The organism is Caenispirillum salinarum AK4, assembly GCF_000315795.1.
In the GTDB taxonomy this organism is placed as follows: domain Bacteria; phylum Pseudomonadota; class Alphaproteobacteria; order Rhodospirillales; family Rhodospirillaceae; genus Caenispirillum; species Caenispirillum salinarum.
In genome coordinates this window covers 1-10,695 of record NZ_ANHY01000036.1, presented here as the reverse complement: position 1 = coordinate 10,695, position 10,695 = coordinate 1, and the positions used below count along the sequence as shown (strand labels likewise).

Annotated in this window: 10 protein-coding genes; 3 read left to right on the top strand and 7 right to left on the bottom strand. The window is 69.1% G+C overall.

All coding sequences use genetic code 11. The features are described from left to right. Window positions 1–450: 450 nt before the first annotated feature. Window positions 451–1,824 carry a peptidoglycan DD-metalloendopeptidase family protein gene (locus C882_RS21865; RefSeq protein ID WP_152415463.1) on the top strand — a complete coding sequence of 458 codons (1,374 nt, stop codon included), beginning with the start codon at window positions 451–453 and terminating at the stop codon, window positions 1,822–1,824. A gap of 338 nt (window positions 1,825–2,162) precedes the next feature. Here C882_RS21865 and C882_RS23695 read toward each other — a convergent pair whose 3' ends face one another. From C882_RS23695 to hisS, 5 genes are all read right to left on the bottom strand, one after another. Further along, window positions 2,163–3,011: a DUF4167 domain-containing protein gene (locus C882_RS23695; RefSeq protein ID WP_052000264.1), complete on the bottom strand. Its 849-nt coding sequence runs from the start codon at window positions 3,009–3,011 to the stop codon at window positions 2,163–2,165. 295 nt (window positions 3,012–3,306) lie between these two features. After that, window positions 3,307–4,161 (bottom strand): peptide chain release factor N(5)-glutamine methyltransferase, encoded by an 855-nt coding sequence (gene prmC, locus C882_RS21855; protein WP_009542870.1) that lies wholly within the window; start codon window positions 4,159–4,161, stop codon window positions 3,307–3,309. Then, complete coding sequence (gene prfA / locus C882_RS21850; protein ID WP_009542869.1) at window positions 4,158–5,216, bottom strand: peptide chain release factor 1; 1,059 nt, start codon at window positions 5,214–5,216, stop codon at window positions 4,158–4,160. Before prfA ends, prmC begins: the two co-directional genes overlap by 4 nt. After that, a complete protein-coding gene (hemA, locus tag C882_RS21845) occupies window positions 5,213–6,490 on the bottom strand; it encodes a glutamyl-tRNA reductase (protein ID WP_009542868.1) in 1,278 nt (425 codons plus the stop codon). The genes prfA and hemA overlap by 4 nt, the downstream gene beginning before the upstream one ends. A gap of 24 nt (window positions 6,491–6,514) precedes the next feature. After that, a complete protein-coding gene (gene hisS / locus C882_RS21840; RefSeq protein ID WP_009542867.1) occupies window positions 6,515–7,759 on the bottom strand; it encodes a histidine--tRNA ligase in 1,245 nt (414 codons plus the stop codon). Window positions 7,760–7,922: 163 nt separating this feature from the next. Here hisS and C882_RS21835 point away from each other — a divergent pair, with 163 nt between their 5' ends. Beyond that, complete coding sequence (locus tag C882_RS21835) at window positions 7,923–8,210, top strand: AbrB/MazE/SpoVT family DNA-binding domain-containing protein (RefSeq protein ID WP_052000263.1); 288 nt, start codon at window positions 7,923–7,925, stop codon at window positions 8,208–8,210. Beyond that, on the top strand, window positions 8,207–8,605 hold the full coding sequence (locus tag C882_RS21830; protein ID WP_009542866.1) for a type II toxin-antitoxin system VapC family toxin: 399 nt from the start codon (window positions 8,207–8,209) through the stop codon (window positions 8,603–8,605). The genes C882_RS21835 and C882_RS21830 overlap by 4 nt, the downstream gene beginning before the upstream one ends. A 17-nt stretch (window positions 8,606–8,622) precedes the next feature. Here C882_RS21830 and ispG read toward each other — a convergent pair whose 3' ends face one another. Together ispG and C882_RS21820 are read right to left on the bottom strand one after the other, a co-directional pair. Next, window positions 8,623–9,756 carry a flavodoxin-dependent (E)-4-hydroxy-3-methylbut-2-enyl-diphosphate synthase gene (gene ispG / locus C882_RS21825; RefSeq protein ID WP_009542865.1) on the bottom strand — a complete coding sequence of 378 codons (1,134 nt, stop codon included), beginning with the start codon at window positions 9,754–9,756 and terminating at the stop codon, window positions 8,623–8,625. A 150-nt stretch (window positions 9,757–9,906) separates the two neighbouring features. Further along, window positions 9,907–10,695, bottom strand: a 789-nt coding sequence (locus tag C882_RS21820) for a DUF4115 domain-containing protein (protein WP_152415462.1), incomplete at its 5' end; no start/stop codon positions are given.

Genomic DNA, 10,695 nt, shown 5'->3' with positions numbered 1-10,695 from the left:
CGGAAGGCCGGGTTTCTATCGAACCACCCGGACCCTGTCAACCGGAATTTTCGGCTGACCTTCCAGACCGCCCCGTCCAGTCAAGGACGAAAATGCCGAACCGGAACCTCCGTTCAGAGGCCGTTGCATGTTCGGCGGGTCTGGAGACCGACCGGCTGGTCCGCCGCGTCGGTGAGGCGATATCTAGGCGTTGCTCATCAAAGTGTCAATAACAAAAAACCGTGCCGTCACAAAAGGGGCGCGTCTCCTTTGCGGGACGCTCGCGGACGACGCCCCGTTTCGTGCCGCGCGGAAGCAAAAGTGGAACGTCCGGGAAACGCCGCAATTCCTGCCGGGAAACGCCGTGAAACGCGTTGACACTGCTGCGCGCCATGGGCATCGTTGAGCACAGAAACCGGCCGCGCAAACAGGCCGGACCTCAGAGAGAGCAGAGAGTAGAGGAGCAGACGCATGAAACGGTCGCGACACGCCCGTCGCGCAACCGCCGCTTTGGCTGTTGCGGGGGTCTCGGCCCTGGCCATGGCGGTCCTTCTCGGCTGGCCCGGCCCGTCTCCCTCCAAGGCGACTCCGCAGGCGCCCGTCGCCGCCGCGGTGGACGCAACGGGAGAGACCGGCGGTGCCACGCTTGTGAAGGCGAGCGTCAACCAGCCCCAGAAGCTGGCTTTCGCGCCGGTCGCGCCGCCCAAGCCCCCTGCCCCGCCCATCACCGAACAGACGCTCAAGATCAAGAGCGGCGACACCCTGATGGCGGTTCTGGTCAACGCCGGCGTCAACCGCACCGAGGCCCACAATTCCATCGAGGCGCTCCGCGAAGTCTGGGATCCCCGCAAGCTGCGCCCCGGCGACGAGATCACGGTCACCTTCGATGCCGCCGCTGCGCAAGGCGACGAGGTGTTCAAGGGCTTTTCCTTCGAGCCGCAGCCGGCCCTGCGCGTGGGTGCGGTGCGTGAAACCGATGGCGCCTTCGCTCCTGCCGAGGAAAAGGCTCCAGTCCTGACACAGGCATACCGCGCCGAGGGCACCATCACGGCCAGCCTGTTCCAGAACGGCGTCGAGGCCGGCGTGCCGGTCGCGGTGCTGGTCGAGCTGATCAAGGCCTATTCCTACGACGTCGATTTCCAGCGCGACATTCAGCCCGGTGACAGCTTCGAGGTCATGTTCGAGCGCGAAAGCACCGAAGACGGCCGTACCGTCCGCGAGGGCGACGTTCACTACGCAGCATTGACGCTGTCGGGCCAGCGCTACGAGATCTACCGGTACGAGGACACCACCGGAGACGTCGACTACTACGACGCCAAGGGCCATAGCGTGCGCAAGGCGCTGCTGCGGACGCCCATCAACGGCGCGCGCCTGTCGTCGGGCTTCGGCATGCGGCGGCACCCGGTTCTGGGCTACAGCAAGATGCACAAGGGCAGCGACTTCGCCGCCCCCACCGGCACGCCCATCTACGCCGCCGGCGACGGCGTCATCGCCAAGAGCGGGCCGTTCTCCAGCTACGGAAACTACGTGCGCATTCGCCACAACAGCGAATACGACACCGCCTACGCCCACATGAGCCGCATCGCCAAGGGCATGGCCCCCGGCAAGCGCGTGAAGCAGGGTGACGTCATCGGCTACGTCGGCTCCACCGGCCGGTCCACCGGACCGCACCTGCACTATGAAATCCTCAAGAACGGCAAACACGTGAACCCGCAGAAGGTGCGTTTCCCCACCGGCCGGATCCTCGAGGGCACCGAACTGGCCCGGTTCGAGGAGACGATGGGCGAAACCCGCTCCGTCTACGCCTCGCTGCCCAGCGCCACCGAGGTGGCCGCGGCGAAATAACGCCGTCGGCGAGTAACCCGCGAAAGGCCCGGACCTCATGGGAGGCCGGGCCTTTCTTGTGTTCGCCGTCGCGCGTGGACGGCCCGGGCACGGCGGGGGCTTGCTCTCCTGCCTGATCGCCCTGCACCAGGCGCCGGCGTGCCCCCGTGCCCACCTCGCGGGACGGATCGGCCAAGAGATAGGTGAAGGTCCGAAGACGTCCGCCGCCGGCAGGTCCCAGGACAGCCCCAGGCGCACGCCGCACGATCGTCGGCGACCGTCCGAGCGCGCCGGCGCGCGGATACGAAAAGGGCCCCGACGAAATCGGGGCCCTTTGTCGCGTCTTGGTCAAGCGGCCCTCAGGCCACGGCCTCGCGGCGATCGTCGCTGCCGGCTTCGTCCCCGCCGCCCTCGTCGGAACCCGACGTCTTCTTGCGGGCAGGAGCGCGGCGGCGGCGCGGTGCCGGAGCCTCGCCACCATCTTCGGCGGCGGCGCTTTCGCCCTTGTCGGCGGCCTTGCGCGTGCGGCGCGCACGGGCGGGCTTGGCCGGCGTGTCGGCGTCTTCGCCGCCAGAAGCGGCCTGCGGAGCCTCTTCACCGGCCGACGGCTGGCCTTCGGCCTCGGCCGGCTTGCGGCGCGTGCGGGCGCGGCGCGGCTTGGCCGGCCGGTCCTCGCCTTGGCCCTGGTCGGCATCGCCACCGCTTTCCGGCTGCTGTGCCTGCGGCTGATGCGACGCCGGCTGCTCGTCGCGGGCATGGCCATTTCCGCCGTCGGACTGCTGGCCGCGCGGCTGCTGGTCGCGGCCATTGCCGCCGTTGCGGCCCTGCTGCTGGTTGGGCTGGTGCTGCAGGGCAGCCTCTTCTTCATAGTCGAAGAGGTCGTCCAGCGGCGTCTGGTCATGCGCCGGCGTCGGCGGTACATGGGCGCCGTTGCCCTGCTGCTGGATCCGGTTGGACAGCGCGCCGTTGACGTTGGCGATGCGGAAGTAGTGCTCCGCATGCTGATAGAAGTTCTCGGCCAGGATGCGGTCGCCGGAAGACGCCGCGTCTCGTGCCATGGCCAGATACTTTTCCATCACCTGCTGGGCCGTTCCGCGCACGCGCTGGCCGGCACAGTTGCTGTCAAAGGTCTGGTTGCGAACCGGTCCCCTGTTGCCCTTCGGCGCGCCACCGCGGCGAGGGCGCTTGTTGTTCGAGCCTTGCTTCATGACTCCAGACAATTCTTGCGGTTGAGAAACCGTCTCCCCGAGACGACGGCGACCGATGGCCGCGGCCGGTCAGACACCGACCCGGGTGAAGTATCGGGGAATCGAAGTGCACGATTGCCGACAAAGACCGTCCGGCCATTGCAGAGAACGTGGCGGCTTATCCTTCCGGCCGGTCAGTTCGGCTGGACATCCTGGAGCGCCAAGCCCCGGTGCGACAAGTTGTCGTGCTTGGAAACCAACGTATTCGGAGCGTCGCGGGTTTCCAACCCCTTTTTGAGGGAATCGCGAAACTTTTTTATCCGTTGGCCGCCCTTACGCACCGCGCGATCCCGGCCAGGTCCCGTCTGACATCGATCACGCGCAGGTGAGCGTCTTCGAACAGGGTGGCGACGTCGTCCGCCTGCCCTGCCCCCACTTCCACGATCAGTGAGCCCAAAGACCTTAACAGTCGCGGAGCTTCCTTGGCAATAACCCGATACGGGTAAAGGCCGTCCGGCCCGCCTTTCAACGCGGTGTGGGGATCGTGCCGGGACACCTCGGGATCAAGCCGGGGTACCTCGGCATCCGGGATATAGGGCGGGTTGGAGACAATTGCATCAAATTTTCCGTTCACCGCCGCCGTCCAGTCGCCGCGGGCGAAGCGGGCCCTGTCCGGGACCCCCAGCCGGCGGGCGTTTTCCGCCGCCACCGCCAGGGCTCCGGGCGCGATGTCGATGCCCAGCCCCGTGGCGTTCGGCCGGTCGCCCAGGATGGACAGCAGGATGCAGCCGGTCCCGGTGCCCAGGTCGAGCACGCTGTAGCGTCCTTCCGCGTCGGGCAGCGCCTCCAGCGCCAGTTCCACCACCGTTTCCGTGTCCGGCCGCGGGTCCAGGGTTTCCGGCCCCACAAGGAACTCGTGACGCCAGAACCCGCGCCGGCCGAGAATGCGGCTGACGGGCTCGCGGTCCGCCCGGCGGCCGATGCGGGCGCGGAAGGCGTCCGCCGTTGCCGCGTTCACTACCGCGTCGCCCCGCGTCAGAAGGTCGCCGGCCGCGCAGTCCAGCAGATCGGCCAACAGCAGGCGGGCATCCCGCCGGCCGCCCTCCACCCCCGCGGCAGAGAGCACGCCCGACGCCTCGCGCAGCAGGGCGTCGACGGTATGCGCCGTCATGCCAGTTCCGCCAGCTTGGCGGCGTTGTCCTCGGTCGTCAGGGCGTCCACAAGATCGTCCAGCCCCTCGCCCTGCATGATCTTGTCGATGGCGTAGAGGGTGAGATTGATGCGGTGGTCGGTCACCCGGCCCTGCGGGAAGTTGTAGGTGCGGATGCGCTCCGACCGGTCGCCGGAGCCCACCTGGCTGCGCCGGGCCTCGGCCCGCTCGTTCACGGCCTGCTCGCGCTGGTGCTCGTACAGCTTTGCCATGAGCATCTTCAAGGCCTTGGCCTTGTTCTTGTGCTGGCTCTTTTCCTCCTGGCAGGCCGCGACCACGCCCGTTGGAACGTGCGTGATGCGCACCGCCGATTCAGTGGTGTTCACGTGCTGGCCGCCGGCGCCCTGGGAGCGGTAGGTGTCGATGCGCAGGTCCTTGTCCTCGATGTGGACGTCGACATCCTGCGCTTCCGGCAGCACCGCCACGGTGGCGGCCGAGGTGTGGATGCGGCCGCCGCCTTCGGTTTCCGGCACGCGCTGGACGCGGTGGACGCCGGACTCGTACTTCAGCCGGGCGAAGACGTCGCGGCCGGAGATCATGGCAACCACCTCCTTCACGCCGCCCAGGTCGGTCTCGTTGAGGTCCATGACCTCCACCTTCCAGCCTTTCAGCGCGGCGTAGCGCTCGTACATTCGGAACAGTTCCCCGGCGAACAGGGCCGCCTCGTCCCCGCCGGTCCCGGCGCGCACCTCAAGGATGGCATTGCGGGCATCGGCCTCGTCCTTGGGCACCAGCAGCAGCTTGACCGCGTGCTCCAGCTCCGGCACCCGCTCGCGCAGGTCGGCGGCCTCTTCCTGCGCCAGGTCGCGCATCTCGGGGTCCGACGCCATGGCTTCGGCTTCTTCCAGGTCGGACCGCGCCTTGCGCAGTTCGGCGATGGCCTCGACCACGGGCGTCAGGTCGCTGATCTCCTTGGACATGCGGGCGATGGCATCGCCCTTGTCCTCGGTGGCGAGCAGGGCCTGAAGCTCGTCGTATCGCGCTACGACGCGGCCCAGTTTCTCGTCGAGGTTCACCGGTCACTCTCCTTGTCGTCATGCAGCGCGAACAGCCGGCGGAGCAGGGCCTCCGCCGCGCGCCGTGTATCCTCGTCGCCGCGTTCCGCCACGTCCCGCAGAAAGCAGGAGGGCTCGTGCAGCAGGCGGTTCACCAGAAGCCTCGTCGCCTTGTCGGCATCGCCGCCGGCCGCCGCCAATGCCTCCGCCCGCAGGGCCTCGGCGTGGTCGCGCAGGGCCGTGATGGCGGGGGCAGCGTCGCGCGCGGCCCGACGCTTCAGGAAGGCCGCCACCTCCTGCCCCACCACGTCCCACGCCGCGCGGGCTGCCGCCTCGCGACCCGCCCGGCCCGAGAGCGCGATGTGCTCCAGGTCGTCCAGGTCGTAGAGGAAGGCATTCTCCTCGCGGTTCACGGCGGGTTCGATGTCGCCAGGAATGCCCGCGTCCACCAGGAAGATAGGGCGCTGCCGCCGCTTGCGCAGGGCGTCGCGCACCTGTTCCAGGGTGATGGCGTAGGTGCGCCCGCCGACGGCCGTCACGACGACGTCGGAGCCGCGCAGGGCCTCGGGCAATTGATCGAACGGCAGCGCGTGGGCGTCGATCCGGCGGGCCAGCCCGTCCGCCAGTGTGTCGCGCGGAGCGGTGACGGTCAGCCGTGTGAGGCCGGCGGCCTGGAAGGCTTCCGCCATCAGCTCCGCCATGTCGCCGGTGCCCACGATGAGGCCGCGCGTGCGGTCCAGGTCGCCGTGCAGGTCGCGCGCCGTCTGCACCGCCGAGGACGCCACCGAGACCGGACCCTGCGCAATGGCCGTCTCCGACCGGACCCGCTTGGCGCAGGCGAATGCACCCTGCACCACGGCCTCCAGTTCCGCCCCGGCCATGCCGGCGTCGCGGGCCAGGCGCCAGGCGGCCTTCACCTGGCCCAGAACGTGAGGCTCGCCGATGATCTGGCTGTCCAGGCTGGCGGCAACGGCGAAACCGTGATGAACGGCATCCTCTCCGGTCAGGGTATAGATCTGCCCGGCCGCATCGGCCGGATCGATGCACGCGATTTCGGCCAGGAAGCGGCTCAGTGCCGCGCCGCAAGCGCCGGGGTCGGCATCGACGGCCATGACTTCCACCCGGTCGCAGGTGGACAGCAGCATGGCCTGGGTCAGGCCGCAGCGGTCGCGCAGCATGGCCAGGACGCCGGGCACGGCGGCGTCCTCCACGAACAGGGCATCGCGGAGTGCGAGGCTGCTGGAGCGATGGTTGGCGCCGACCACCACCAGCCGGCTCACCGCCGTGTCGGTCATGGGCGCAATCCCGCCCCGACCCCGCTACCGGAACCGGCCGAGCGCGGCCTCAAGGCCGCCGAGCGGAACCGGGGTCTGCTCGCCGCTGTCCAGGTCGCGCACCAGGGCCTCGCCCTTGGCCAGTTCGTCCTCGCCCAGGATGACGGCGGCGCGGGCGTACACCTTGTTGGCGCGCTGCATGCGCTTTTTCATGTTTCCGCTGTATCCCATGTCCACCGTGAACTCGGCGCGGCGGAGGTCGTCGGCCAGCGTCAGCGCGCGCGCTTCGGCCTGCTCGCCGAGCGGCACGATGGCGATGGGGCGGGCGAAGGGCTCCACGTCCTCCACCAGAAGGGCCAGGCGCTCGACACCCGCTGCCCAGCCGATGCCGGGGGTCGGCGGGCCGCCCATGGTCTTGATCAGGCCGTCATAGCGGCCGCCGGCCAGGACCGTGCCCTGGGCGCCGAGTTCGGTGGTGGTGAACTCGAACGCCGTGTGGCTGTAGTAGTCCAGGCCGCGCACCAGGCGGGTGTTGTGCACGTATTCGATGCCCAACTGGTCCAGGCCCTTCAGCACCGTGTCGAAGAAGGTGCGGGAGTGCTCGTTCAGGTAATCGGTGAAGACCGGCGCGTCCTGGACGATCTCGCGGTCGGCCTCGTCCTTGCTGTCGAGCACGCGCAGCGGGTTGCGCTCCAGCCGTGCCTTGCTGTCCTCGGACAGACGGTCCATGTGGCCGCGCAGGTAGTCCACCAGCGCGGTGCGGTAGGCCTCGCGGCTTTCCTGGTCGCCGAGGGTGTTGATTTCCAGCGTGACGCGGCCCTTCAGGCCCAGCGCGTCCAGGAACCGGGCGCCGAGCGCGATAACCTCCACGTCCGCCATGGGGGCCTCGACGCCCAGAAGCTCCACCCCGACCTGATGGAACTGGCGCTGGCGGCCCTTCTGCGGGCGCTCGTAGCGGAACATGGGGCCGCGGTAGAACACCTTGAGCGGCAGCGACTGCTGCAAGCCGTTGGAGATGAAGGCCCGCGCGACGCCGGCCGTGCCCTCGGGACGCAGCGTGATGCCCTCTCCGCCGCGATCCTCGAAGGTGTACATCTCCTTGGTCACGACGTCGGAGGTGTCGCCGAGGGTACGGGCGAAGACTTCGGTGAACTCGAAGATGGGTGTGGCGACCTCGGCATAGCCGAACCGCTCGGCGACCAGGCGGCAGCGTTCCTCCACCGCGCGATGTCGCCGGCACTGCTCCGGCAGAAGGTCATGGGTGCCGCGAACAGGTTGCAGGGTCGCCACGTCAGGTACCTCGTTCCATGAAGACTTGGAGGGAGTCGATTGCTCGACCGATAGCTACGGCATCTGCGCGCTGCGCGCAACCACGCGCCGCCTTGGACTGGTTGGCGACGGCACGGCGATGGCCTATATTTCCTGAGGCAAGACACACGTTGGGCAGATCCGCATGGAACTGAAGATCACCGAAAACGGGCAATTGACACTCGACCCCGCCCTCCTCCGTCATCTCGGGCTTAAGAAGGGGGACACGGTCGATGTGGATCCGCGACCGGACGGGAGCATCGCGCTGCGGGCCCATCGGGAACCGGGTACGCGGAACATTCGCGCGCTCCGCGGTTTGCTTCATCGGCCGGGCATGAAGGCGGCGAGCCTCGAAGAGATCGAAAAGGCGACACAGGAGGGATGGGCCGGCATTCCGGAGAATGGCAGAGACGGGAGCGACACCCGATCGTGAAGGTCGCCGTCGATACCAACATCCTGATCCGCTACATCGTGCTGGACGACCCGGCCCAGGCCGAGGCGGCAGCCGCCGTCATGGAAGGCCCGCACGCCGTGACGATCTCTCTTCCGGTCCTTTGTGAGTTGATCTGGACGCTCAAGCGCCTCTACGATTTTGATCGCGCCGCCCTACTGAGCGTTCTCGACACGCTGTTCACGACAGGGGCCGACGTCGACCGCTCCGCCGTGGAAAGTGGACGCCGCCTGCTGGCTGCGGGCGGTGATTTCGCCGACGGCGTCATTGCCCATCAAGCCCGGGAGGCCGGCGCTTCCATCCTCTACACCTTCGACCGCAGGTTCGCACAACGGAACGACCCGGCGGTGTGCCGGGTCGAACTGCTGGAGGCATAAGGGCGGATCGCCCCGCCCTACTCCGCCGCCGGAGCCTCGGCCTCTTCGGCCTTGGCGGCCTCGATCTCGGCGGCCTTCTTCTCCACCATGCTGACCAGGTGCTCCACCATCGTCTCGTCGTTGATGGTGTGGTCCTTCACGCCCGACACATAGACCATGTGGCTGCCCGAGCCGCCGCCGGTCAGGCCGATGTCGGTCTCGCGGGCCTCGCCGGGGCCGTTGACGACGCACCCGATGATGGACAGCGTCATGGGCGTGGCGATGTGGGCCAGCCGCTCTTCCAGCGTCTCCACCGTCTTGATGACGTCAAAGCCCTGGCGCGCGCACGACGGGCAGGAAATCACCCGCACGCCCCGATGCCGCAGGCCCAGGCTTTTCAGGATCTCGAAGCCGACCTTGATTTCCTCCACCGGATCGGCCGAGAGGCTGACGCGGATGGTGTCGCCGATGCCGGCCCACAGCAGGTTGCCCATGCCGACCGCACTCTTCACCGTGCCGCCGCGCAGGCCGCCGGCCTCGGTGATGCCCAGGTGCAGCGGATAGTCGCAGGCTTCCGCCAACTGCATGTAGGCGGCCACGGCCAGGAAGACGTCGGACGCCTTCACGGAAATCTTGAACTCCTGGAAGTCGTTGTCCTGAAGGACGGCCATGTGGCGCTGGGCGCTGGCGACCATGGCTTCTGGGCACGGTTCGCCGTACTGCTCCAGCAGGTCGCGCTCCAGCGAGCCCGCGTTGACGCCGATGCGGATGGAACAGCCGTTGGCCTTGGCGGCGCGCACCACCTCGCGCACCCGGTCCTCGGACCCGATGTTGCCGGGGTTGATGCGCAGACAGGCGGCACCCGCGTCGGCGGCTTCCAGCGCGCGCTTGTAGTGGAAGTGAATGTCGGCCACCAGCGGCACGTTGGAATGGCGCACGATGTCCTTGAAGGCAGCCGTAGACTCCTCGTCGGGGCAGGAGACGCGGACGATATCCGCCCCGGCCTCTTCCAGCCGGCGGATCTGGTCCACGGTGCCGGCGACGTCCGTCGTCTTGGTATTGGTCATGGACTGGACCGAGATGGGCGCATCGCCCCCCACGGGCACGGAGCCGACCATGATCTGGCGGCTCGGGCGGCGAAGGATCTGGCGATACGGACGGACGCTGCTCATGAAAACCCCACTGAATGGTGGCCAACGACGGCTACCGCGCCGCCTCCAACGCCGAAAATGGGCGTGAAAGGCGGCGCCGGCAAGGCCGTCACGGTCTCTTAACGCACGGTAGTAACGCACGCGGCGCGGTTCTACGATCCCTCGGACGGATCAGTTCGAAAGAAGCGCGGCCGGTGCGAGGCGGATGCCCCGGCGCACCTCGCCCTGGTCGCCCAGCGGCGGCAGGGTCTGGCCGTCGACCACGATGCGCAGTCCCCCGGCGTTGCCGACCATAAGGGTCAGGCCGCGACGGTCGGGCACCTGGAAGCGCTCCCCCTCACGCAGCAGGCGGGTGGCGATCAACTCTTCGCCGGCGCGCACCTGAATCCAGCTGTCCTGGGTGGCAGCCAGCACCACGCGGGTGGAACCGGCAGGCGCGCCGTAAACCGCCCCGTCCAGCGCGGCGACAGGTTCGGGCAGGTCAGGCGCGGCGGGAACGGCGGCCAACTGCTGCTCCTCCGCGGCGGGCGCGGGCGCAGGGCTCTCCGCCGACGCAGGCGCGGGTGCTGCGGCAGTCTCCGGCCCCGGCTCGACGGCCGGCTCCGGCCCCGGCTCGACGGCCGGCTCCGGCGTCGGCTGGTCGGCGGCGGCCGGCTCCTCGGCCGGCGGAGGCTGGGGAACGGTGGGCTCCGACGGCGGGGCGACGGCCACCTGGCGCTCCTCGGGGACGCGCTCGACGGTTTCCGCCACGGCTTCGGGCACCTGCTCCGGCGCCTCGCGCTCGGGCGCGGCGTCGGCGTCGGCGGCCTCCGGCGCTTCGGCGGCGGGCGCCGGGTCGGCGGGCTCCGAGACAACCGGCGGCGCCTCGACCGTCGGCGCCTCGGTCGGCGGCGGCTCCACCACCGGCGCCGGCTCGACGGCCGCCACCGCAGGCGCCTCGGCGGGCGCGGGGGGCTCCCC

What these genes read in the sequence shown, in the direction of transcription:
- prmC (WP_009542870.1), bottom strand. Translation starts at nt 4,161, where the DNA reads ATGACGGCGCATACCGTCGACGCCCTGCTGCGCGAGGCGTCGGGCGTG.
- ispG (WP_009542865.1), bottom strand. Translation starts at nt 9,756, where the DNA reads ATGAGCAGCGTCCGTCCGTATCGCCAGATCCTTCGCCGCCCGAGCCGC.
- C882_RS21835 (WP_052000263.1), top strand. Translation starts at nt 7,923, where the DNA reads ATGGAACTGAAGATCACCGAAAACGGGCAATTGACACTCGACCCCGCC.
- C882_RS23695 (WP_052000264.1), bottom strand. Translation starts at nt 3,011, where the DNA reads ATGAAGCAAGGCTCGAACAACAAGCGCCCTCGCCGCGGTGGCGCGCCG.
- C882_RS21865 (WP_152415463.1), top strand. Translation starts at nt 451, where the DNA reads ATGAAACGGTCGCGACACGCCCGTCGCGCAACCGCCGCTTTGGCTGTT.
- hemA (WP_009542868.1), bottom strand. Translation starts at nt 6,490, where the DNA reads ATGACCGACACGGCGGTGAGCCGGCTGGTGGTGGTCGGCGCCAACCAT.